This window comes from Actinopolyspora sp. BKK2, from assembly GCF_011291845.1.
Classification (GTDB): Bacteria; Actinomycetota; Actinomycetes; order Mycobacteriales; family Pseudonocardiaceae; genus Actinopolyspora; species Actinopolyspora saharensis.
Window position 1 is genome coordinate 789,422 of record NZ_JAANTE010000001.1, and the last position, 21,729, is coordinate 811,150.

25 protein-coding genes and 1 pseudogene are annotated in these 21,729 nt (G+C 70.2%); 12 read left to right on the forward strand and 14 right to left on the reverse strand.

Annotated features, from left to right (window positions below):
• Positions 1–5 precede the first annotated feature (5 nt).
• Together G9Q41_RS03470 and G9Q41_RS03475 are read right to left on the reverse strand one after the other, a co-directional pair.
• A complete protein-coding gene (locus G9Q41_RS03470; protein ID WP_165631235.1) occupies positions 6–959 on the reverse strand; it encodes a cyclase family protein in 954 nt (317 codons plus the stop codon).
• Positions 959–1,924, reverse strand: coding sequence for a fumarylacetoacetate hydrolase family protein (locus tag G9Q41_RS03475; protein ID WP_165631233.1), 966 nt, complete (start codon positions 1,922–1,924; stop codon positions 959–961). The genes G9Q41_RS03470 and G9Q41_RS03475 overlap by 1 nt, the downstream gene beginning before the upstream one ends.
• A gap of 77 nt (positions 1,925–2,001) precedes the next feature.
• Between G9Q41_RS03475 and G9Q41_RS03480 the strand changes: the two genes are divergently transcribed.
• Positions 2,002–2,949, forward strand: a complete 948-nt coding sequence (locus tag G9Q41_RS03480; RefSeq protein WP_165631231.1) for a LysR family transcriptional regulator — start codon at positions 2,002–2,004, stop codon at positions 2,947–2,949.
• Positions 2,950–3,058: 109 nt separating this feature from the next.
• Here G9Q41_RS03480 and G9Q41_RS03485 read toward each other — a convergent pair whose 3' ends face one another.
• Together G9Q41_RS03485 and G9Q41_RS03490 are read right to left on the reverse strand one after the other, a co-directional pair.
• The gene (locus G9Q41_RS03485) at positions 3,059–3,250 is read right to left on the reverse strand and encodes a DUF397 domain-containing protein (protein ID WP_165631229.1); all 192 of its coding nucleotides are present in this window, start codon (positions 3,248–3,250) and stop codon (positions 3,059–3,061) included.
• Positions 3,247–4,098 (reverse strand): helix-turn-helix transcriptional regulator, encoded by an 852-nt coding sequence (locus G9Q41_RS03490; protein WP_165631227.1) that lies wholly within the window; start codon positions 4,096–4,098, stop codon positions 3,247–3,249. Before G9Q41_RS03490 ends, G9Q41_RS03485 begins: the two co-directional genes overlap by 4 nt.
• Before the next feature lie 212 nt (positions 4,099–4,310).
• Here G9Q41_RS03490 and G9Q41_RS03495 point away from each other — a divergent pair, with 212 nt between their 5' ends.
• The 3 genes from G9Q41_RS03495 to G9Q41_RS22570 all read left to right on the forward strand — a co-directional run bounded on the left by G9Q41_RS03495 (position 4,311) and on the right by G9Q41_RS22570 (position 5,227).
• Positions 4,311–4,448, forward strand: a complete 138-nt coding sequence (locus G9Q41_RS03495) for a hypothetical protein (RefSeq protein WP_165631156.1) — start codon at positions 4,311–4,313, stop codon at positions 4,446–4,448.
• Positions 4,445–4,648, forward strand: a complete 204-nt coding sequence (locus G9Q41_RS03500) for a hypothetical protein (RefSeq protein WP_207630538.1) — start codon at positions 4,445–4,447, stop codon at positions 4,646–4,648. Before G9Q41_RS03495 ends, G9Q41_RS03500 begins: the two co-directional genes overlap by 4 nt.
• A 402-nt stretch (positions 4,649–5,050) precedes the next feature.
• Entirely contained in the window at positions 5,051–5,227 is a 177-nt protein-coding gene (locus G9Q41_RS22570) for a helix-turn-helix domain-containing protein (RefSeq protein ID WP_347568686.1), read from the forward strand.
• Positions 5,228–5,276: 49 nt separating this feature from the next.
• Here the strand turns inward: G9Q41_RS22570 and G9Q41_RS03505 are convergent, their stop codons facing one another.
• A complete protein-coding gene (locus tag G9Q41_RS03505) occupies positions 5,277–5,483 on the reverse strand; it encodes a hypothetical protein (RefSeq protein ID WP_165631225.1) in 207 nt (68 codons plus the stop codon).
• Between the two features lie 173 nt (positions 5,484–5,656).
• Here G9Q41_RS03505 and G9Q41_RS03510 point away from each other — a divergent pair, with 173 nt between their 5' ends.
• Complete coding sequence (locus tag G9Q41_RS03510) at positions 5,657–6,478, forward strand: SAM-dependent methyltransferase (protein WP_165631223.1); 822 nt, start codon at positions 5,657–5,659, stop codon at positions 6,476–6,478.
• Between the two features lie 157 nt (positions 6,479–6,635).
• Here the strand turns inward: G9Q41_RS03510 and G9Q41_RS03515 are convergent, their stop codons facing one another.
• Positions 6,636–7,544, reverse strand: a complete 909-nt coding sequence (locus G9Q41_RS03515) for a LysR family transcriptional regulator (protein ID WP_165631221.1) — start codon at positions 7,542–7,544, stop codon at positions 6,636–6,638.
• 72 nt (positions 7,545–7,616) lie between these two features.
• Between G9Q41_RS03515 and G9Q41_RS03520 the strand changes: the two are divergent.
• A pseudogene (locus G9Q41_RS03520) lies at positions 7,617–8,587 on the forward strand (EamA family transporter).
• 95 nt (positions 8,588–8,682) lie between these two features.
• Positions 8,683–9,333, forward strand: coding sequence for a DUF4232 domain-containing protein (locus G9Q41_RS03525; protein ID WP_092522612.1), 651 nt, complete (start codon positions 8,683–8,685; stop codon positions 9,331–9,333).
• A gap of 190 nt (positions 9,334–9,523) precedes the next feature.
• Here G9Q41_RS03525 and G9Q41_RS03530 read toward each other — a convergent pair whose 3' ends face one another.
• The 4 genes from G9Q41_RS03530 to G9Q41_RS03545 form a co-directional block, all read right to left on the reverse strand.
• Positions 9,524–10,084, reverse strand: coding sequence for a TetR family transcriptional regulator (locus G9Q41_RS03530; protein ID WP_165631219.1), 561 nt, complete (start codon positions 10,082–10,084; stop codon positions 9,524–9,526).
• Positions 10,085–10,096: 12 nt separating this feature from the next.
• A complete protein-coding gene (locus G9Q41_RS03535; protein WP_092521057.1) occupies positions 10,097–10,678 on the reverse strand; it encodes a sugar O-acetyltransferase in 582 nt (193 codons plus the stop codon).
• A gap of 42 nt (positions 10,679–10,720) precedes the next feature.
• Entirely contained in the window at positions 10,721–11,938 is a 1,218-nt protein-coding gene (locus G9Q41_RS03540; protein WP_092522610.1) for an MFS transporter, read from the reverse strand.
• Between the two features lie 71 nt (positions 11,939–12,009).
• Positions 12,010–12,510, reverse strand: coding sequence for an Rrf2 family transcriptional regulator (locus G9Q41_RS03545; protein WP_281241054.1), 501 nt, complete (start codon positions 12,508–12,510; stop codon positions 12,010–12,012).
• 146 nt (positions 12,511–12,656) lie between these two features.
• Here G9Q41_RS03545 and G9Q41_RS03550 point away from each other — a divergent pair, with 146 nt between their 5' ends.
• Positions 12,657–13,778 (forward strand): NADH:flavin oxidoreductase, encoded by a 1,122-nt coding sequence (locus G9Q41_RS03550; protein ID WP_092521056.1) that lies wholly within the window; start codon positions 12,657–12,659, stop codon positions 13,776–13,778.
• Between the two features lie 111 nt (positions 13,779–13,889).
• Here G9Q41_RS03550 and G9Q41_RS03555 read toward each other — a convergent pair whose 3' ends face one another.
• Positions 13,890–14,039, reverse strand: a complete 150-nt coding sequence (locus tag G9Q41_RS03555; protein WP_165631154.1) for a hypothetical protein — start codon at positions 14,037–14,039, stop codon at positions 13,890–13,892.
• 66 nt (positions 14,040–14,105) lie between these two features.
• Between G9Q41_RS03555 and G9Q41_RS03560 the strand changes: the two genes are divergently transcribed.
• From G9Q41_RS03560 to rhaI, 4 genes are all read left to right on the forward strand, one after another.
• Positions 14,106–14,888, forward strand: a complete 783-nt coding sequence (locus G9Q41_RS03560) for an IclR family transcriptional regulator (RefSeq protein ID WP_165631217.1) — start codon at positions 14,106–14,108, stop codon at positions 14,886–14,888.
• A gap of 534 nt (positions 14,889–15,422) precedes the next feature.
• The gene (locus tag G9Q41_RS03565; protein ID WP_207630360.1) at positions 15,423–16,730 is read left to right on the forward strand and encodes an MFS transporter; all 1,308 of its coding nucleotides are present in this window, start codon (positions 15,423–15,425) and stop codon (positions 16,728–16,730) included.
• Complete coding sequence (locus tag G9Q41_RS03570; RefSeq protein WP_165631215.1) at positions 16,727–17,131, forward strand: L-rhamnose mutarotase; 405 nt, start codon at positions 16,727–16,729, stop codon at positions 17,129–17,131. Before G9Q41_RS03565 ends, G9Q41_RS03570 begins: the two co-directional genes overlap by 4 nt.
• Positions 17,128–18,300 (forward strand): L-rhamnose isomerase, encoded by a 1,173-nt coding sequence (gene rhaI, locus G9Q41_RS03575; protein ID WP_165631213.1) that lies wholly within the window; start codon positions 17,128–17,130, stop codon positions 18,298–18,300. Before G9Q41_RS03570 ends, rhaI begins: the two co-directional genes overlap by 4 nt.
• A 146-nt stretch (positions 18,301–18,446) precedes the next feature.
• Here the strand turns inward: rhaI and G9Q41_RS03580 are convergent, their stop codons facing one another.
• From G9Q41_RS03580 to G9Q41_RS21750, 3 genes are all read right to left on the reverse strand, one after another.
• A complete protein-coding gene (locus G9Q41_RS03580) occupies positions 18,447–19,118 on the reverse strand; it encodes a response regulator transcription factor (protein WP_092521048.1) in 672 nt (223 codons plus the stop codon).
• 138 nt (positions 19,119–19,256) lie between these two features.
• A complete protein-coding gene (locus tag G9Q41_RS03585) occupies positions 19,257–20,006 on the reverse strand; it encodes a hypothetical protein (protein WP_165631211.1) in 750 nt (249 codons plus the stop codon).
• Between the two features lie 24 nt (positions 20,007–20,030).
• Positions 20,031–21,602 carry a histidine kinase gene (locus G9Q41_RS21750; protein WP_165631209.1) on the reverse strand — a complete coding sequence of 524 codons (1,572 nt, stop codon included), beginning with the start codon at positions 21,600–21,602 and terminating at the stop codon, positions 20,031–20,033.
• Positions 21,603–21,729 lie beyond the last annotated feature (127 nt).

The window sequence follows — 21,729 nt, forward strand, 5'->3', positions numbered from 1 at the left end:
TTCTCCTACTTCACGGCCAGCGGGTTGAGGGGTGAGCCCACGGCTCCGGTCACGGGCAGGGGCGCGGCGGTGAGCCAGAACTCGAAGCGGCCGTCGGCGGCGCAGTCGGCGGCCAGCTCGTCGAGGTCCCACATCTCGCCGATGAACAGACCCACGTGCGGGATCACCACCTGGTGCAGCGGCTGGAACGCCTCGTCGAACTCGTTGGGACGCACCTCGAAGCCCCACGTGTCGGTGGCGATCGCGGCGATCTCCGTGCCGTGCAGCCAGTCGGCGGTGGCGAACGACAGCCCGGGGGCGGGCCCGCCCGCGTAGTCGCCCCATCCTTCGCGGCGGGCGCGGGCGAGCCGGCCGGTCCGCACGCACAGCAGGTCTCCCCGACCGACGGTCACGCCCTGCGCGGCGGCGGTGGCCTCCAGCAGCTCGGTGTCGATCGCGAACCCGTCGGGCAGTTCGCCCTCGTCACCGGCGAACCGGCCCACGTCCAGCAGCACTCCCCGGCCTGCGATGTGGGCCGCGGCCGTCTCGATGCCGGTGACCCGGTCGCCCTCGCTGGTGACGACCTCCTCGGCGCGGCGGGAGTTGTAGGCGGTGCCGTGGTCGAAGATGTGGCCCAGCCCGTCCCACTGGGTGGAGCACTGCAGCGGCATGAACACCACGTCGTCGGCCCCGCCGAGCCCGTGCGGAAATCCCTGCCCCCGCGCTGCGTCGAGCCCGGTGTCGAGCATGGTGTGCACCGGGTTGGTCCGGCGCCGCCACCCGTTCTGCGGGCCGTTCGCGTCGAACCGCTGGGCCAGCGAGAACACCGTCCCGCGCCGCACCAGCCCGGCCCCCTCGACGCGTTTTCCCTCGTCGAGGAAGTTCAGGGTGCCCAGCACGTCGTCGGCGCCCCACCGGCCTGCGTTCGAGCAGCGCCGCGCCGCGGCGGCGACGGCCCCCTCGGGATCGCTCGAGTCCATCACACCTCCTCGCCGACGCACCTGGTGCGCTGGGCGCCCAGGCCGGTGATCGTGGCCGTCATGACGTCGCCGGAGCGCAGCAGCCTGCCGTGGTGCAGCCCGTTGCCGGCCGGGCTGCCGGTCAGCACCAGATCCCCCGGAAGCAGCTCGGCCACCTGGGAGGCCGCCGAGACCAGCGCAGCCACGTCGAAGATCATGTCCGCTGTGGACTCGTCCTGCATGACCGCGTCGTTGAGCTCCAGCCTCAGCCGCAGCTCCCCCGGGTCCACGAACGACGACGGCACCAGCCACGGCCCGGTCGGCAGGAATCCCGGGGCGTTCTTGGCGCGCAGCCAGTCGGTGCCGATCTCGGGCATGTCCCGGCGAAACACCAGGTCCCGGGTGGTCAGATCGTTGACGATGGTGTATCCGGCCACGTGCTGGGCGGCCGACTCGCGGCCGACGCGGAAGGTCCTGCGGCCGATGACGGCGGCCAGCTCCAGCTCCCAGTCGTGCTGCTCGGAGTAGCCGGGCAGCACCACGTCGTCGTACGGGCCTGCGACCGCACCGGGCAGGCCGAGGAACAGGTACGGGGTGCCCTCGGCGGCCCGCCGGTCCATCATCTCCGCGGTCTCGGCCCGGACCCGCTCCTCCGTGCGCTCGGGGCCGAGCTCGGCGTGCTTGACGGCCAGGTCGACCACGTGGGTCCGGTAGTTGGCCCCGGCCTGCACGATCTGCCGGGGACGCAGCGGGGCGCGCACCTCCAGGTCGCGCACCAGCAGCCAGTCGGCACGCCCCGAGCCCGCGGCCAGCTCTTCGAGTCGCGGCAACACCGCGTCCCAGTTCTCCACGATGGACGAGACCTCTCCCGGCAGCCCCGGGACGTCCGACAGGTTCAAGGTCCGATCATCGACCACGAGCCCGGGAAACTCCTCGTTTCCGGTGGCGAACGTGCCGAGCGCGAACGGACTGCTGGCCTCAGCCACGGCGACGTCCTTTCGACTTCGTAACGACACGTTTACTCTGAAGCGCCACCAGGGCATCACGGAAGACGAATCTGCGAATGCTGGAGATCGATACCATCGATAAGAAGGCCGTGCACAACCTCGACCTCAACCTGCTGGTCTCGCTGCACCACCTGCTGCGGGAGCGCAGCGTCACCCAGGCCGCCCAGCGCATGAGCCTCGGCCAGCCCGCGCTGAGCGCCGCCCTGGGGCGGCTACGGCGGCACTTCGGTGACCAGCTGCTCACCCGGGTGGGAAACCACTACGAGCTCACCCCGCTGGCCGCGCGGCTGCGCCCGCGCACCGAGGCCGCCCTGGCCGGGGTCGAGCGGGTCTTCACCAGCGAACCCGTCTTCGACCCCGCCACCTCGCAGGCCACCTTCCGGGTGCTGGCCTCCGACTACGCCATGTCGCTGCTCGGCGGCCGGGTGGGGCGCCTGCTGACCGAGCGGGCGCCGAACATGCGGCTGCGGTTCGAGCTGCACAACCCGAGCGTGATCGACGCGGCCGACGAGGTGCTGCGCGACGTCGACGCGCTGCTGCTGCCGCACGGTTTCCTCACCGACCTGCCGAACCTCGACGTCTTCTCGGACACCTGGAGCTGCCTGGTGGCCGCGGACAACCCCCACGTGGGCGACGAGCTGACGATGGGGCACCTCGCCGAGCTGCCGTGGGTGCTGACCTACCACTCGCCCTCGGCGTTCACCCCGGCCGCGCGCCAGCTGCAGATGCTGGGCATCGAACCGGACGTGCAGGTGGTGGTGGAAAGCTTCCTCGCGCTGCCGTCCTTCGTCGCCGGGACGAACCGCATCGCGCTCACCCAGACCAAGCTCGCGCCGCTGCTCACCGCAGGGGGCGAGGTCCGCGCGCTGCCCTGCCCCTACGACGCCGTGCCGCTCGTCGAAGCCCTGTGGTGGCACCCCACGCACGACAACAGCCCCGAGCACACCTGGCTGCGCTCGATCTTCGCCGAGGCCGGACAGCAACTCGCCGAGGCTTCCGCCTGAACGGGCCCGCGGGAGCGGGCCCGGCGGGGCGATCGGAGGAAACCGGCGGTCGCCGAGACGAGAAGAGCACCCCCGGAGGCTCCGGGGGTGCTCGACGTGGCCGTGCGGCTCACTCGAACCGGCCGGTTTTCACCGCGGCGAGGAACGCCTGCCACTGCTTCCGGTCGGCGGTGACGTAGCCGAGGCCGCGGTCCTTGGTGTCCCGCACCGCCGCACCGTGGGGAATCCGGCCGACTTCGACGCAGTTACTGACTTTTCCTGACCGGCTCGATTTGCGCCATCCTTCGGGTTGTACAGTCACGACGAAACAGCCTCCATTTCCTCTGCGCAGTTGGCGATGAACTTGGCCGACTCCTCCTCGCTCATCGCCAACGTTCGCAGGGTAGTAACCGCTTCGGCGTACTCCTGCGCGATGGTCGGATTGTGCAGGAACGTGGCCGACTGGTAGTGCTCCAAATGCACGATCGGTGAGGCCTTGGGAAACTCGAAGTGCACGAACGCGCCCATGTGCGCCGGGTGCGCTGTGGTGAATCCCGCCCGCAGCACCTGAACTGCGATGTTGGGCCGCTCAGTCATGTCGATGATGTGACGCAGCTGCTCGGCCATCACGGCGGGCCCACCGATCGGTTCGGTCAACGCCCGTTCACTGATGATCGCGGTGAACGCGATCCCCTTGTCCGTCAGTATCTCGCGTCTGCCCACACGCATCAGTACGCGCGTCTCGCGCTCCTGCTCGGCCATCCCCTGCATGATGACGCGGGCATACGCGGAAGTCTGCAGCAAGCCGGGAACCAGGTCGGTGGCGACCTCGGAGATCGAAGTAGCGGTCCGCTCGAACTCGATGAGCGTGGTCAGTTCGTGCCTCGGTCCGTTGCGCCCCGTGGTGAGCCAGTCCGGCTGATCGGCGTCGCGAGCCATCTCGACGACGCGATCACGTTCGGCGGCAGGCACATCGCACGCAGCCAAGTACACCGCGACGAACTCGGGGGCGGGTACCTGACTCCCCGACTCGTACCGTCCGAGTTTGACGTGGTTGGTTTCGAGCTCGCGTGCCAGCGCACGAAGGCTCTGCCCGTTCGCCTCACGTGCTTCTCGCAGCTCAGCGCCGAGCGCACGAGCTTTGGGTGTCCCACCTCTGGTAACCGCCATGTACCAGATACTAGGCGGTTCCCACTGGTACTTGACCATCACCTGTTTGAGGGATTGTGGACTGTGGACATGTTCCAGAAAACTGAAACATGTCCATCAGGAAGGACTTGACCATGTCCATCAGCACATGTGGAGCGCAGTGAATGTCTTCGACCACCAGAGCCCTGAAAGGTCCGGGTGTGAAGGTGCCGTGCCAGTCCGAAGGTGGGGCGGTGTCGTTGCGGGTCTCGACCGTGGACCGCGAGGTGCGCATCACCACGCCGACGATCTTCAACCGGACGCGGTGGACGCTCGAGCAGGCCCGCGAGCTGCGCGACGTGCTCGACGCGGCGCTGCGGGAGTGGTCGTGAACCGGGGCGAGCTGGCCGTGTGGACCGCGCACGAGCAGTGGCGCATGGAGCAGCTGTCCTACGACCTGGCCGGTGGGCACGCCACCGGGCGGCAGTGCCGCGAAGCCGCCGCGGTGTTCGACCACCTCGCCGCACAGCTGCGCGGCCACGCCGACGGACTCGACGGCACCGTGACCCTCGACGAGCCCGACCGTGATTGACCCGCTCGCCGAACCCGCGCGGGCCGATGCGGCACCCACCGAGATCATGCCGGCGGTGGCGCGGACACCGCGCTGGACGCACTGGTCGGGAACACTGTCGCCCACGGTGATGAGAGTGGACTCCCCTGGTAGCTCGCACCTACCAGGGAAGCCCCTCCAGGATACCGCACCCGATCAACGCCCCGCGCCGGAGCTGATGCGCCGCGTCCTCGACGGACTGCGCCGCCTGTAGCAAGCACCGCCCGGCCGCGCCCCGACAGCGGCCGGGCGGTTCCACCCCTGCCCGCTGTTCGGAGGCAGCCATGAGCGTCACCAAGCACACGAACATCACCAGACGACTGCGCAGCCAGTTGGGCACCGAATTCAAGCACCACCACGAGAGCTGAAGCCAGCATCCGCTCACTGGCGCGGGCCAGCGGACGGTCCTACGGCTTCGTCCGCACCGTGCTCAGCGAAGCGGGAACGCGACTGCGCGCACGCGGCGGAGCGAACCGCCGGCGCACCACCACCGACACGCACTCGCCGGATTCTTCCGCCGAAACGCCGGGCTCCTCCGCCGAAGCGCTGAACAGCGCCTGAATCCCCCGGAAAATCCCCTCGGCGGGCTCCGGTGCCCCACCAGGCCGGATCACCTGTCGGACCTCTGCTCCGCGATGGCGGACTCGATGCGCATGCCCTGCCCGACCACGCACAGCAGGACAGCGATGAGATTCGGAGTGGACTGGGCGGGGGCGTCGGTGACGAGCTGGATCACGGCGATGAGCGCTGCGGCCAGCAGTGCCGTGTTGCCGACGGGACGCAGGTTGGCCACCGGTCTGGACGATCTGTCGAACATCCCCCCGATCGTGCAGCAGGGACACGCGTTCCCCGAAGAACCCTCGCAAAGCTGCGAAACGCCGAAAAACGCCCCGAGAACCGGCAACAGCACGAAACCTTCCTCGAACACGAGGAGTCCTCGCCGGACGCGAAATTTGGCCCCCGACCGGAAAAGCGGGATAGGCTGCCGACATGTCGCACGACGCGGAACCAGCCGCCCAGGTGGAGGACGCGAACTTCGACCGGCCCAGCATCGCGCGGATGTACGACTACCACCTCGGCGGGTCCGCGAACTTCGCCGTCGACCGGGCCGCGGCCGAACAGGCGCTGCGGATCGCCCCCACCGAACGGGACTACTGCTGGGCCAACCGCTCGTTCCTGGGCCGCGCGGTCCGCACCCTGGTCACCGAGCACGGCATCGACCAGTTCCTCGACCTCGGCTCCGGGGTGCCGACCGTGGGCAACGTGCACGAGATCGCCCACCAGCACGACCCGTCCGCCCGAGTGGCCTATGTGGACTGGGACACCATCGCCTGCCACCACGCCCGCCACCTGCTCGGCAGCTCGGAACACCGCGTCACGGTGACCGAAGCCGACGTGGGCGACCCCGCCACCGTGCTCGGCGCCCCCGGGGTGGCGGGACTGCTGGACTTCACCCGCCCGATCGCGGTACTGGCCTTCGGCATCCTCGACATCCTGCCCACCACCGACGGAGCGGGTCTGGTGGCGCACTACCGCGACGCCTGCGTGCCGGGCAGTGCGCTGGCGGTGTCCAACAACGCCCAGCTCAGCCGCACCGACCAGGAAGTCGCAGGCCTGCGCTCCCTGCTGGCCGACACCGCCACCCCGAACCTGCACATGCGCACCAGCGAGGAAGTCGCCGCGCTGCTGCCCGGATACACCCTGCTGGAACCGGGAGTGGTCCCCGCGGCGCTGTGGCGCCCCGACCAGACCGTCACCGAGCAGCAAGCACGGCGCGGCAACGTCCACGGAGCCGTCGGAATCCTGCCCTAGGAAGCACGCGGGCCAGCTTGGGTCCACGGGGAACCTCGGCCGGGAGCTGCTGCGGGAGCCAGTACACCGAGCGCGCCTCGTCGGCGTGGGCCGAGGCGCGTCGTCGCGGCGGTCGCCGGGGACTGCTCCCGATTCCGCCCGTCCCCTGCTGGCGGGATCACTCGGGCGCGGAGGCCGTGACGGTGGCGACCTCGGCGTGCAGGGCCTCGAGCACCGCGGCGACGCCGGGGCTGGTCGCCGTACCGGTGCGGACCAGTGCCTCCATGTGCCGAGCGGCGCGGATGCCGCTCAGCGGGCGCTGCAGCAGCCAGGTCCAGTTGGTGGTGTAGCGCGGCAGCAGGGCGACGCCGTGCCCGGCGGCCACCAGCTCCTCGGTGACGCGGAAGTCGTTGATGCGCTGCACCACGCGCGGACGCACGCCGGTGCGCACCGTCAGCGAACCCAGCACGTCGTCGACGGGCATCCCCACCTCGACGCTGATCCACGGATCGGTGTCCAACTCCTCCAGCCGCACGGTGCGCCGCCCCTCCAGCCGGTGCCCGGGAGGCAGCGCCACGTCCAACGGCTCCCGCAGCAGCGGAACGGCGTCCGCGCGCTCGTCGGCGGCCGAGAAACCGCGCTCGTCGTAGTGGGTGACCACGATGTCGAAGTCGGCCAGCAGGCCCTTGGCCTCGGAGTGGCGCACGTCGACATCGCGGTAGTCCACGGTCAGCTCCGACAGCGCGTCCACCCGGCGGATCAGCCCGGCCAGCAGCAACAGCGCCCCCGAGGGGAACAGGGCCACCCGCACCCGCCCGCGGGGCACCGTCCGGAAGGCGTCCAGCTCCGCCTCGGCGCGTTCGGAGGCCGCCAGGACCTCGTCGGCGTGCCGCAGGAGGGCCTCCCCGGCGTCGGTGAGCCGGAGGCCGCGCCCGGCCGGCTCGGTCAACGCCACCCCCAGCTCCGCCGACAGCGCCTTGATCTGCTGCGACACGGCCGAGGGCGTGCAGTGCACCGCGGCGGCCGCCGCGGCGACGGTGCCGCGGTTGGCCAGCTCGCGGAAGGTCCGCAGGCGCGTCATGTCCATGAAGCAATGCTACCGATGTGGTGTAAATATCTGAGCTGATGCTTCACGGTCGCGGGCGTGCAGGTTGAGCACGTGCCGATCCGAGACCGCCTGCTCGCTCTCACCGTCGCGGTGCTGTGGGGAGTCAACTTCCTGGCCATCGACGTGGGACTGCGACACTTCCCGCCGCTGCTGTTCGCCGCCCTGCGGTTCGCAGTGATCGCGGTGCCCACCCTGCTGCTCGTCCCCCGCCCGGGGGTGCCTGCGCGCTGGGTGCTCGGCTACGGGCTCGGATTCGGTACCGCCCAGTTCGGACTGCTGTTCACTGCCATCCATGTGGGAATGCCCGCCGGGCTGGCTTCCCTGGTGCTGCAGGCATCCGCTCCGTTCACCGTGCTGCTGGGGGTCCTGGTACTGCGGGAACGCCCCAGCGGCGTTCAGCTCGCCGGGATCACGTTGGCCATCGGCGGGATGGCGGTGATCCTCCTGCACCGCGCCGAGGTCGCCGCGGCGCTTCCCGTGGTGCTGACCCTGGCCGGGGCCCTGGGCTGGGCCCTCGGCAATCTCTGCAGCCGTCAGGCACTGTCCCCCACGAGTCACTCACGCCCGGAGGGACGGCCCGGCCAGGACGCCCCCATGCGGCTGACGCTGTGGATGTCGGTCGTGCCGCCGGTGCCGCTGGCGGCGCTGTCCGTGACGTTCGAGGGCCCGCGGGCCGGACTGCACGCGATGACCACTCTGGACATATCGACCGGGTGGCCGCACTGGCCGCGCTGGCCTACATCGTGGTGCTGGCCACCGTGGTGGCCTCGGGCATCTGGACCACCTTGATGCGGCGCCACCCCGCAGGTGTGGTCGCTCCCTTCTCACTGCTGGTGCCCGTGGTCGGCATGAGCACGAGCCGGCTCGTGCTCGGCGAGCAGTACTCCCTCGTCGAACTGGCCGCCGCCATCGTGGTCATCACCGGTGTGTTGCTGGGCAGCCACCGGCCTTCCCACACCACCCGGACCGGACCGGGCCTGTCCACCCACGACACCGAGCACGAACCCGTTCGAGCGGAGTAGCACCTGCCGAACCCCCGTCACGATCCGCTTGCGGTGTGCAACGAGCCGGACACAACGGGCCGGAGAAGTCCCGCGCCCGTGCGATCGTGATGACCATGAGACGTCGGGGAATCGTGGCGCTGCTACCGCTTGTCCTCGCCGGTTGTGCCGCGCATCCGACGCAACAGGACGGGCAGGCGTCGTCAACACCCTCCCCGAGCTCCGCTGCGCCCACGTCCACCACCACGAGTCCCTCCACTCCCACGAGCTCGACCACCGTCACGGACTCGGTCACCACCGGCTGCCCGGATACGGGCGTACGGCTCACGACCGACCTGGTGGAAACGGCGATGGGCCTGCGGCTGATGCACGTCGAGTTGGCCAACTGCGGCGACCGGCCTTACGCGCTGAACGGCTACCCACGCGTGCGCGTGCTGGACGAGGACCGGAAACCGTTGGACGTGCGGACCGCGCAGGGCTCGGCCGACATCGCCAGCGTCGACGGTTTCGACGCCCCACCCGAGGCGATCACGGTACGACCGGGTGAGCACGCCGAGACCCAGCTGATGTGGCGCAACACCAACACCAGCTTCGACGCTCCCGCAGTCGGTAAGTACCTGAGGATCACCCCGGCGCGGGACCGGCCCTGGCAACCGGTGGAGCCGGTCGGCCGGGAACGGAACCCGCCCGGGCAGGACCGCAACGAGATCACCATCAACCTCGGAAGCTCCGGCAAGCTCGGCACCAGCGCCTGGACTCACCAGTAGACTCCCCCGCCGCGCACCGGCTCGTCGAGCAACTCGTGCCGCCACGGGTTCTCCCGTGGTGCTCTCGCGAGGACGGTCCCGACGTTGTGGAGCAACTACCCGATGTCGGACCACCCGCTCACGAGCCCGCAAGAGGTTCCGTCAAGCGAGCACCTGATCAACCTGAACGGAAAACCCCAGCCAGGCAGGGTCAACGATCTGACGGGCCGTCTGTTGCGGTGATGCGGGTGACCGCCTCGCGGGTCAGGGCTCGGTCGTGAGGTTCGCGGGCCAGGGCGCGGTGCAGCGTCAGGCCTTCGACGAGCGCGTCGAGTTGACGGGCCGTGTCCGGGTCGAAGTGCCGTTCCAGGTGGTTACGGCTGCGGCGCATCCACTCGTGGGTGAGCTCCCTGTAGGCGGGTTCGCGAGCGGCGAGCGTGCACAGCTCCTGGGCGAGCACGAGATCGCGTTGATTGTCCTCGGACAGAGCGTGGACGAGGTCGGCCACGGCCTCGCAGGCCTGATCACGGTCGGCCGCGGTGGCGAGGTGATCGTCGAAGACGGCGACGATGTGGTCGGTGAACCGGGTGAACGCCTCGCGAAGCAGGTGATCGAACCCGGTGAAGTGATAGGTCATCGAGCCGAGGGGGACACCGGCACGCGTGGCGATCTTGCGGTGGGAGGCGTGGGCGCTCCCCTCCTCGGCGATGAGGTCGAGGGTGGCGGTGATGATGCGCTCGCGCCGTTGCGGGTCGGTGTGTCCGGTGGCCATGGCAACGCCTCCTCAGAGGGTGCGGACCGGGTGGGCGGGATTACCGACGGCGACGACATCGGCGGGCACGTCCTTGGTCACCACCGAGCCGGCGCCGATGACGGCGTTGTCACCGACGGTCACGCCGGGCAGGACGATGACGCCTCCACCGAGCCACACGTTGTCGCCGATGGTGATGGGCTGGGCGGTTTCCAACTTGTCGCGCCGTAGCTGCGGGTCGAGGGGGTGCGTGGGGGTAAGCAGCTGGACGCCGGGCCCGATCTGGCAGTCCGCGCCGATACCGATCGTCGCGACGTCCAGCGCGGTGAGGTTGTAGTTGACGAAAGTGCGCGCCCCGAGCGCGATGTTGCTGCCGTAGTCGACGTGCAAAGGGGGCCGCACGTGCGCCTGCTCCCCCACGGAGCCGAGCAGCTCGACGAGGATCGACCGGGCCGCCTCGGCGTCGTCGATGTAGGCGGCTTGGTAGCGGGCTGCCTGGTGCACGGCCCGTTGCTGCCCGCGGATGATCTCGGGGTCGTCGGCGATGTAGTACTCGCCCGCCCGCATGCGTTCGAGGTTCGTGCGCGGGTCCTGCGCGAAGTAGTCCGTCACCACGTGTACGACCGTACGCTCCCGGGTGCGCGCTGTGTGACCGAGCTAGCCGCCCGGTTCCCGGGCTCGTGGTCGCAGCACTCCGGCGTGCAGCAGGGCGAGCAACCCGGCCAGCGGAACCACCAGCAGTCCCGCCCTGAGCCCGGCGGCATCGGCGACCATCCCCACAGCGGGCGGGGAGAGCACGAAGCCCAGACGCATGAGCCACGAGACGATCGTCAGTCCCGAACCGTGCTTGAGCCCGGGAATCCGGTCGGCCTCGTGCATCGCCGCGGGCACCAGCGTGGCCACTCCGAGCCCGGCCGAGGCGAAACCGAGGATCGTCCCGCCCACCGTGGGCACGGCCAGGGCCAGGCTCATGCCTGCTGCGGTGAGGAACCCGCCCGCGCGGACCACGGCGCGCTGACCGAACCGGTCGACGAGCCGGTCACCGAGCAGGCGACCGATGAACTGGGCCCCGACCAGAGCCACGTAACCGGCAGCCGCCAGTGCTTCGGGCGCGTGCAGCGAGGTGGCGAGGTAGAGCGTGGCCCAGGAGTTGCCCGCGTCCTCGACGAGCGTGCCCGCGATGGCGATGACGACGAGCGCCCCCAGCACGACGGCGATGCGCGGCCTCGACATCGGAGTCCCCGCCCGCCCCGTGCGGTCCTCGGAGTCGGGCTCCGCCTCCGGTTCGACGTCGTGCCCGGGTAGGCAGAACCGCCAGGCGACGCCTGCGGCGATCGCGAACACCGTGGCCGAGATCGCCAGGTGGTGCTCCCGCGGCAGGCCGAGCGCGATCGCCGCGGCAGCCATGGAACCACCGGTGACGGCACCGATGGACCACACGGCGTGCAGCGAGTTGACGATGGAACGGCCGTAACGGCGCTGCACCCGCAATCCGTGGGCATTCTGCGCGACGTCGGTGACCGCGTCCATCGCTCCGGCCACGAACAACGCGGCGACGAACAGCACCACCGAGGTAGCCATCCCCGCGCCGAGCAACCCCGCCCCGGTCAGTACCGTGCTGACCACCGCCACGTGCGCCGAGCCCCACCGCCGTATCAGCGTCCCGGCAGCCAGGCCAGCAGCGAGCGCACCCACCGGAAACGCCACCACGGCCAGGCCGTAGGCGGCGTTGCCGATGCCGAGGTCGGCCTTGATCTCCGGGTACCTCGGGATGAGGTTGGCGAACAGCGCCCCATTGGTGAAGAACAGCACCGCAACAGCAACACGAGCCTGTCGTTCGGTCAGAGCGGGGCGCGGCGGTGCGACAACAGACACGTGCCGCACCCTACAAGGAGAGCGGACGAGCGTACACTCCTCGAGCCAGTGCAGGGCACGGAATCGCTGACCTACTTACCCCGGCCGAGCCCTTCGACGGACGCGGTCTCATGGGGCGTCCCAGCCGGCGAGGTCGACGGCTCCCGATCGAGACGTTGGAGCTCGCGCACCCCGTCGGCGAGCGTGCGGTCACCGAGCGCACCGAGCACGGCCTGCTCGGCCTCCGCGGTCAGCTCGGCGAAGTAGGACTGCGCGTTCGCGGCGACCCGGCAGTCGTGCTCGTTGCCCGAACGGCAGTTCCACAGCGGCTTGTCGCCCGTCGAGCAACGGTAGATCTCGGCCAGCGTGATCTGCTCTGCGGGCCGCGCCAGCCGAGCACCCCCCGCGCGCCCCTTGGTGCAGACGACGAGTTCGGCCCGCGCCAGCGGGACGAGCAGCTTGCGCACCAAGCTCGCGTTGGTGTCCATCCTCTCGGCGAGCTGGGCCGAACTGAGTGTCGGGGCCCCGTCCTCCTCCGCGGCCGCGAGGATCAGCATCGCCATCAGGCCACTGGAAAAGCGGATGTCCAGCACGCGGGCAACACCTCCCTTCCTCGGCCGAACCCGGCGACTGCTCACCGGCGGCACCCAGGCTAGCAACGCCTGGCGGTAGCACCCCCACAAAGAAGTGTATCTTTATTATGAACACTTTGTTTCGCGTGCACCAGGAGGACGCCCGCATGTCCGCTCACGCCGCCCAGGCACTCGACCGACCGTTCGCCCTCGGATCGATGGAAGTGCCGAACCGGCTGGTCATGGCCCCGATGACCCGCGACCAGTCCCCCGGCGGCGTTCCCGACGAGAACGTCGTCGCCTACTACGCCCGGCGCGCCGCCGCCGGAACCGGCCTGATCATCACCGAGGGCACCTACGTCGACGACCCCTCCGCCGGGGACAGCGCCAACGTGCCGCGCTTCCACGGGCAGGACGCGCTGGCGGGTTGGGGCGAGGTCGTCTCTGCCGTGCACGAGGCAGGCGGCAAGATCATGCCGCAGCTGTGGCACGTCGGCATCCAGCGCCAGGCAGGCAAACCGCCCTACCCCGACGCACCCTCGATCGGGCCCTCCGGCATCGCACTGGACGGCACCCCGCAGGCCGGTGAGGAACTCGCGCTGAACGACGTCGAGCGCATCGTCGAGGCCTTCGCCGCGGCCGCGCAGCAGGCCGAGCGCACCGGCTTCGACGGCGTGGAGATCCACGGCGCGCACGGCTACCTGATCGACCAGTTCCTGTGGGAACGCACCAACAAGCGCACCGACGCCTACGGCGGTTCCCCGGTCGAGCGCACCAAGTTCGCCGCCGACATCGTCGCCGCCGTGCGCGAACGGGTCTCGCCCGGATTCCCCGTAGTCCTGCGCTTCTCGCAGTGGAAGCTCGATCACTACAGCGCCAAACTCGCCGAGACCCCGGACGAGTTGCAGGCGATACTCGCCCCGCTGAGCGAGGCCGGCGTCGACGCCTTCCACGCCTCCGGACGTCGCTACTGGGAACCCGAGTTCCCCGAATCCGACCCGAACCTCAACATCGGCGGCTGGGCCCGCAAGCTCACCGGCAAGCCGGTCATCACCGTCGGCTCGGTCGGGCTGGACGCGGTGTTCGACCCGGCCACCCTCGCAGAGGGGTCGGGGACCAACGTGGCCAGCGTCGAAGGGCTGGCCGAGCGGCTGGAACGCGACGAGTTCGACCTCGTCGCCGTCGGTCGCGCGCTGCTGGCCGACCCGGAGTGGAGCCGCAAGGTCCTGGATGGCCGCGAGAGCGAGCTCGTCCCGTTCACCCGCGAGGCACTGACCACCCTGTACTGATCAGCCCGTGCTGATCACGCAGCACCGATCACGCCGCCCGGCGCGGGCGGGACAGCGGCCCACGAAGCAACTCCCGCGCGGAAGCTCGCCGCCCCCGCCCGCACCGGGCAGTCAGCGCCGGAACCGGACTCGCAGCAGCGTCCGGGACGGGCTCAGTCGAGCCCCCCACTCCTCGGCCAGCACCCCGACCAGATCCCGCTGGCACTGCTCCAGCAGCGCGGGAGTCCACTCGTCGACACCGAGCAGCTGGTTCGTCAGCACGAACAAGGACTCCCACCCTTCATCCAGCCCCTCGACAGGACACGAACCGGGGCACACACTGTCTCCGTGGCTGGATCACCCGGGGAATCGGTGCTGTCGCGCGTGGTGCGCATCGTCGAGTCGTTCGGCTCGGACACCCCCGCGCTGCGGGTCTCCGAGATCGCCCGCCGCGCCGACCTGCACATCGCCACGGCCTCCCGGCTGATCGAGGAACTCGTCGGCCACGGCTGGCTGCACCGCCACGCCGACCGCAGGATCCGGATCGGCGTGCGCCTGTGGGAGCTGGCCTCGCGGGCCTCCCCCACCCTGGACCTGCGCGAGGCCGCGATGCCCTTCCTGGAGGACCTGCACACCGCGGTGGGACACCACGTCCAGCTCGGCGTGCGGGAGAAGCGCGAGGCCCTGTTCGTCGAACGGCTCTCGGCCCCGGGCGCGATCGACAGCCTCACCCACGTCGCAGGCAGGCTCCCGCTGCACGCCTCCTCCGCCGGGCTCGTGCTGCTGGCACACGCCCCGACCTGGCTGCAGGAACGCGTGCTGGCCGAACCGCTGCCTGCCTACACCCCGCTGACCGTGGTCGACCCCGGGCAACTCCGGACACTGCTGGCCGAGGTGCGCACCAGCGGCTCCGCCCTCTGCCGCGGATTCATCGACACCCGCGCGGCAGGGGTGGCCGTTCCGCTGCGCGGCCCGGACGAGACGGTCGTGGCGGCGCTGTCGGTGATCGTGCCCAACGACGACACCGCGCGGATGCACGTGCCCGCCCTGCGGGCCGCCGCGCGCGGAATCTCCCGCGCCATGGGCACCCACCAGCGCCGGGCACCACGCGACCTCCGGCTCGCCGAGTGAACGCGCTCCGGCGAACCACCCCACCGCGGTAAAACGTTTTACGCCCCAGTCGGGCGCTCCGGGACTCCGCGTTCGACTCCAGCACCCCGACACGCGCACACCGAGCACGCCGCAGCACACAACGCGCGCCCCACGCGACCCGCCACTGCGACCCCCTGCCGCCCCGACGGCCCCGACGAGGAGCGCAACCGCTCCCACGGCGGGGTGAACACGGCAACCACCCGAAAACCGACTGGGCACAACGAACTCTCCTCCGTGAGGACACCCCGCGGCACGACCGCCCCCTGCCGCGCACACCGCACCGGAGCTCCGCCACGGCAACCGGCCTCCACCCCACGTCACCGGCGGGCTCGCCCGCGCTCGACACCCGCGCCACTGGCGCGCGACCCCGAGCCGGGCCGCCCGCGCGAATCTCGCGCACGGTCTTGTTCACAACCGCGAAGGCCGCTATGGTGCGTATCACTTTGAAACGATTTACCTCTGCGACTCCGCGAACGGAGCGTGAGAGACCAGGGTCAACGGATGGGAGGACCAATGGGGGTCCGTTCCAGTAACAAGCGCACAACGGGGTGGCGCGCCACCATCGCCGTGGCCATGTCGAACTACATCGAGGCGGGCTCGATCATCGCGATCGCCACGAGCCTCAGCCTGTGGCAGGAACGGTTCGACCTGGACAACCTGGCGGTCGGACTGCTCGCCTCGCTGAGCGCCAACGCGTTCGGCGCCGCGGCCGGCGCGGCCATCGGCGGTCCGCTGTGCGACCGATACGGCAGGAAGTTCATCTACACCTACGACCTGCTGCTGTACATGCTGGGCGTGCTGTTGGCCGTGTTCGCCACGTCCTACGGGATGCTGCTGACCGCCTTCGTGCTGACCGGCATCGCCGTCGGCGCCGGGGTGACCGCCTCGTGGACCTACATCGCCGAGGAAGCCCCGGCCCACCAACGAGCCGCGCACGTGGGCACCGCCCAGCTGGCCTGGTCGATCGGGCCGATGCTCGGCTACTTCCTGGCCGTCGTCGTGGCCCCGCTCGACCTGCTCGGCAGCAGGCTGATCTTCGCGCACCTGTTCGTCGTCGCCGCCATCACCTGGTGGGTGCGGCGCGGCCTGCCGGAGTCCGGGCTGTGGCGCGACCGGAGCACGACCCCGGGGCAGCGCCCCTCCTTCCTGGGCAGCCTGGGCGGGCTGTTCACCAAGAAGGCCAACCTCACCGCGCTGCTGTTCCTGTTCGGCGTCTACGCCCTGTGGAACACCGTGGCCGGGCAGTCCGGGATCTTCCAGCCGCGCGTGTACGACGCGGCCGGCTTCACCTCCGTGACCGAGCAGTACCTGCTGCAGGTGCTCATGTGGGGCTGCACCAGCGCGGCGACCTACTTCGGATTCATGCGGCTCGCCGACAGGATGAGCCGCCGGTGGCTGTACTGCTCCAGCGCCCTGCTCGGCATCCTCGCCTGGGCCGCGCTGATCTACGCCCCGCCGGGAGTGGCCACCCTGCTGTTCTTCGCGATCGGCTGGGGCGTGTCCATGGGCGTCGGCGCGCAGGCGTTCTACGGCCTGTGGACCAGCGAGCTGTTCGCCACGCGCTACCGCGCCAGCGCGCAGGGCGTGCTGTTCCTGGCCGCCCGCGTGCTCGTCGGCGTGCTCAGCGTCTGGTTCCCGAAGATGCTGGACCAGATCGGGCTGAAGGGACTCGGCCTGCTCATCCTCGGGCTGCTGGCGGCCTCCCTGCTCATCGGAACGCTGTGGACACCCCGCACCCAGGGCAAGGACCTCAAGCAGATCGAACGGGAACGCTACGGAAGCACCACCCCGAGCACTGAGGACCCGGTGATGAGCCCATGACCCGCGTGTGCTTCCAGCTGTGGATCGACCCGAACCGCCTCGACGAGTACCGCAGCCGCCACGCGGCCGTGTGGCCCGAGATGCTGCGCGAGCTCGAGGCCTCGGGGCGGCGCAACTACTCGCTGTTCCTGCGCCCGGACGGGCTGCTGATCGGCTACTACGAGACGGACTCCGCGACCGCTTCGGACTCCCACCTCGCGCAATCGCGGGTGGCCGCGATCTGGGAGGAGTACATGGCCGACCTCTTCGTCGGCCAGCACGGACGCGCCGACCAGAGCGCGACCACCCTCGAGGAGGTCTTCCACCTCGAGGACCAGCTCGCCGAGCTCGACGGGTCCCCTCCGCACGCGAGCACCACACCGGCGCTCGACGACTCCGATCCGAACGAAGGAGAACGATGACCGTGCCGCCTCGCTTCGACGAGATCACCGACACGCTCGCCCGTCAGTCCATCGAACTGCCCAGCTGGGCGCTCGGCAACTCCGGCACCCGCTTCAAGGTGTTCGGCACCCCCGGCACCCCGCGCAACACGCACGAGAAGATCGCCGACGCCGCCAAGGTGCACGAGATGACCGGGCTCGCACCGACCGTGGCGCTGCACATCCCGTGGGACGACGTCGGGGACTTCGCCGAGCTCAAGGCCCACGCCGAAGGTCTCGGAGTCGAGCTGGGCACGATCAACGCCAACACGTTCCAGGACGAGGACTACAAGTTCGGCAGCCTCACCCACTCCGACCCCGCGATCCGGCGCAAGGCCATCGACCACCACTTCCGGTGCATCGACATCATGCACGCCACCGGATCGACCGACCTCAAGATCTGGCTGGCCGACGGGACGAACTACCCCGGCCAGGACTCCCTGCGGGCGCGCCAGGACCGGCTCGCCGAGTCGCTGGCCGAGATCTACGAGCGGCTCGATGCGCACCAGCGGCTCGTGCTGGAGTACAAGTTCTTCGAACCGGCCTTCTACCACACCGACGTCCCCGACTGGGGGACCTCCTACGCGCAGGTCAGCGCGCTCGGCGACCGGGCGCTGACCTGCCTGGACACCGGCCACCACGCGCCGGGCACCAACATCGAGTTCATCGTCATGCAGCTGATGCGGCTGGGCAAGCTCGGCTCGTTCGACTTCAACTCGCGCTTCTACGCCGATGACGACCTGATCGTCGGCGCCGCCGACCCGTTCCAGCTGTTCCGCATCCTGCACGAGGTCATCGCGAACGGTGGGCTCGACGCGGACTCCCCGGTGCGCTTCATGCTCGACCAGTGCCACAACATCGAGGAGAAGATCCCCGGCCAGATCCGCTCGGTGCTCAACGTGCAGGAGATGACCGCACGCGCGCTGCTGGTCGACCGGGCCGCCCTCGAGAAGGCGCAGGCCGAGCACGACGTGCTCGGGGCGAACGAGGTGCTCATGGACGCCTTCCAGACCGACGTCCGACCGGCCCTGGCGCAGTGGCGCGCCTCGCGCGGACTGCCCGCCGAACCGATGCGCGCCTACGCCGAGTCCGGCCACCAGCAGTACCTGGCCGAGCAGCGCGTCGGCGGCGCGCAGGCCGGCTGGGGCTGACGGGCACCACCGGTCGATCCTCCTCGGCGAGCGGACGGGAGGCGGACGGGGCACCGCTCCCGTCCGCCGAGCCGGGAGCCGCCACGGGCACGGGCGGACACCGCGCGATGTCCGCCCGGCGAGGGACGCGAGCCCGGTCGGGCCCGTCAGCCCGACCGGTTCACGATCCCGGCCTCGTGGGCCAGGATCGCGGCCTCCACCCGGTTGCGGACGTCGAGCCTGCTCAGAACGGTGCTCACGTAGCTCTTGACCGTGCCCTCGACCACGTGCAACCGAGTCGCGATCTCCGCGTTCGACAGTCCCTGCCCGACCAGCGCCAGCACCGCGCGCTCCCGCTCGGCCAACGGCTCGATCCGCTCCAGCGCGGCGGAGCGCCGCGACATCCGACCCCCCGGATCGCCCACGCTCAGCTCCGTGATCACCCGGTGCGCCACCTTCGGGGACAGGAAGGCGGCACCGTCGGCCACGGCCCGCACCCCCGCGACGAGCTCGCGCGGGTCCCCGGACTTCAGCAGGAACCCGCTCGCCCCGTCACTCAGAGCCCGGGCAATGTAGGAGTCCTCCGAAAAGGTCGTCAGCATCACCACCGCCGTCTCCGGCACCACCCGACGAATCTCGGCTCCCGCGGTGAGGCCGTCCAGCTCGGGCATGCGGATGTCCAGCAGAACCACATCGGGACGGTGTTCGCGCGCCAGCTCCACGGCCTGCCGTCCGTCACCGGCCTCGGCCACCACCTCGATCTCCGCGTCGGACGCGAGGATCGCCCGCACCCCGGCACGGACCACGGCCTCGTCGTCGACGAGCAGCACCCGGATCAACGCCCTCCACTCCCATTCCACTGCGGACACCTGGTGGGGCCCGATCGAGCGACAACCGAGACCCGAACTCATTCTTCCCGAGAGCCGGGATCATCGACCACCGGCCTCGCGGGAGCAGTACCCGGAAGCGGAGTCATCTCAGGTAGCGAACACCGGCGCGTCAGACGCTCCACGCGACGCCACTCCCTTCGCGCTCGCCACACCGACCGTGCACAACTGCTTTACATCCTTTGATCGCACTTGGAGTACAGCACGGTTGACCCCCGGAGTGATCCGGGGGTCTTCTCGTCCCCGAGGAATCCTTCTTCCATCCGGTTCACAGGGACTTTTCCAGAACCAATTCCCAGGACAGCCACTCGACTTCTGCGACGAGCCCTGCCAGCCGATGCCGATGAACAGCACGAACGTGCTTGTCACCACGAACCTCCCGCCCGGATCACCATGCGCCAGGGCTTCCTGGAGTTCTTCCCGGGCATCCACCACCAAGTTCCCCTCGTCGTCCTCGCCCAACACCGTGCCGACGTTCACCCCGCCCGTGGAAACGAACTCGTGCATCTCCAGGCTCGGCATTTCCAGCTTGTGCGCCTTCCCATCAGGACGGCTCAACGAGCAGAGGACGGCCAGCGGCTGTCGCGCCCGGGACAAGAAAGGGGCGAGCGCATCCGGGGTCTTGTGAAAATAGAGCACCACCCTTGCCGTATCACGCCCTGCCCTGCGAATCTCGCACAGAAAAAATCTCTCTGTCAGGTCATCGGCGTCCTCGTCCACGGACTCGGGATCCAGGGAGGCCTGCTCGAGATCCCCCTTCAGAAGTGAGAAAGATTCATCCGCGGGCGATGCCGGAACTCCCGGATCCGCACTCTCCGAACAGAAATCCCCGTCTGCCACAGCACCCCTCCTCGAAGCAGGAACTCAGTGCTCGAGCACGTCCTTGTCGACCAGCCGCCCGTCCCGGAAGCAGAGCCGGTAGATGTCGAAGTCGGCGGGTAAAAACCCCGCCGTGGACCGATAGTACGCGCAGTCGGCACCGCGCGGCCTCGGAGGTGGTGAACCGGTACCGCGCTCGGGAATCTCACGCTCGGGCAGCACCCTGCCCAACGCCGGACGGGACTCGCCCACGCTGATCCCGCGGTACTCCTCCGGAGTCAACACCGAGGTGTAGGTGTCGTAGGCGTAGATCCCCATCAGGGTCAGCACGAGCAGCGTGCCCGCCACCGTCGGCCCCAGCACCGCCGCCAGCAGACTGCGCCGAGCCCGGCCACTGGCCCGGCGGAAGTCCCGCTCGGCCTCCGAGACCCGTTCCCCGTCCTCGGAGCCGTCCGGAACACGTCCCGGCTCGTGCGGCAGCCGCATGGCCACCGCGAACCCGCCGCCGTCCACCGGACCGGACTCGAGCGTTCCCCCCGACAACTTGGCCCGCTCCCGCAGCCCGACCAGCCCCTTGCTCCCTCGCGCATGCTCCCGAGCAGGCTCGGTCGCGGGACCGTTGGCGACCCGGACCTCCAACGCCTCGGGCAGCACGGACACCCGCACGCACACCGCCGCACCCGGCGCGTGCTTGGCCGCGTTGGTCAACGCCTCCTGCACCATCCGGTGCACGGCCCGGTAGCGCATCGACTCCAACCCGCCCAGCTCCTGCTCACCCTCCAGCCGCACGTCGACGCCGGCAGCCGCCGCGCTGTCCACCAGAGCACGCACGCTCCCGTCGGCCGGGGCCACCGGCAGCGGATCGCTCTCGTCACGCAGCACGCTGGTGATCTCGCGCAGCTGCTCGGTGGCCGTGGCGATGCTCGACCGCAGCTCCCCGGCCTTCGCGGCGTGCTGCTCGGAGATGCCCTCCGCCACCTCCAGCGCTCCCGCGTGCAGCGCGGCCAGGCTCAGGTGGTGCCCGAGGAAGTCGTGCATGTCGTGGGCGAGGCGAGCCCGCTCCCGCAGTCGAGCCTGGTCGGCCACGATGCGCTGCTGCTCCTCCAACCGCGCGGCGCGCTCCCAGCCCGCGCGCACCAGGGCCTCCCGCTGCTTGCGATACACCCCCACCAACCACGGGAACAGCCCGAACACCACCGAGCCGCCCACGCGCAACGCCCAGTCGTAAGGATCGAGACCGAGGGAGAGCACCGTCGCCGAACCGCCCACCACGGCCAGCGCGAAGACCGCCGGGGTCACCCGTTCGTCACTCGTGCGCCGCCCCGCGACCTGACCGGCCAGGGCCAGCGCGAGCACGTAGCGCCAGTCGACCAGCGCCGCGAGCACCGCCACCAGCAGCGCGGCGACCGGCAGACGACGGCAGGACAGCACCACGTAGGCGGTCAGCACCACGCCGATCACCACGGCGGGCAGCCCCCGCCGGGCGAGGTCGAACGCGAACGGCGCCGCGGTCGCCGCCCACAGCACCAGATCGCGCAGGACCCGCCGGGCCGACCACGGCTCGGCGGGCAGCGGGCCGAGGACGGCTCCGACCGCGTTGGACACCGAATCACGCACCTCGGCGAGGCTATCGAAACATCACCTCACCCGTTCACGGATTTCCACTTCCGGCCGGCACCGGAGAGCGCGTGCGGTCGTGCGCTGCCGGAACCGGACGGTCCCGGCGAACCGGAGCACGGTCCGC

Bases quoted from the DNA above. Each gene is read 5' to 3' on its own strand.
- G9Q41_RS03530 (WP_165631219.1), bottom strand. From the start codon at position 10,084: ATGGCCACCGGACACACCGACCCGCAACGGCGCGAGCGCATCATCACC.
- G9Q41_RS03480 (WP_165631231.1), top strand. From the start codon at position 2,002: ATGCTGGAGATCGATACCATCGATAAGAAGGCCGTGCACAACCTCGAC.
- G9Q41_RS03510 (WP_165631223.1), top strand. From the start codon at position 5,657: ATGTCGCACGACGCGGAACCAGCCGCCCAGGTGGAGGACGCGAACTTC.
- G9Q41_RS03565 (WP_207630360.1), top strand. From the start codon at position 15,423: ATGGGGGTCCGTTCCAGTAACAAGCGCACAACGGGGTGGCGCGCCACC.
- G9Q41_RS03570 (WP_165631215.1), top strand. From the start codon at position 16,727: ATGACCCGCGTGTGCTTCCAGCTGTGGATCGACCCGAACCGCCTCGAC.
- G9Q41_RS03490 (WP_165631227.1), bottom strand. From the start codon at position 4,098: ATGGCGGTTACCAGAGGTGGGACACCCAAAGCTCGTGCGCTCGGCGCT.
- G9Q41_RS03550 (WP_092521056.1), top strand. From the start codon at position 12,657: ATGTCCGCTCACGCCGCCCAGGCACTCGACCGACCGTTCGCCCTCGGA.
- G9Q41_RS03515 (WP_165631221.1), bottom strand. From the start codon at position 7,544: ATGGACATGACGCGCCTGCGGACCTTCCGCGAGCTGGCCAACCGCGGC.
- rhaI (WP_165631213.1), top strand. From the start codon at position 17,128: ATGACCGTGCCGCCTCGCTTCGACGAGATCACCGACACGCTCGCCCGT.
- G9Q41_RS03525 (WP_092522612.1), top strand. From the start codon at position 8,683: ATGAGACGTCGGGGAATCGTGGCGCTGCTACCGCTTGTCCTCGCCGGT.
- G9Q41_RS03505 (WP_165631225.1), bottom strand. From the start codon at position 5,483: ATGTTCGACAGATCGTCCAGACCGGTGGCCAACCTGCGTCCCGTCGGC.
- G9Q41_RS03470 (WP_165631235.1), bottom strand. From the start codon at position 959: ATGGACTCGAGCGATCCCGAGGGGGCCGTCGCCGCCGCGGCGCGGCGC.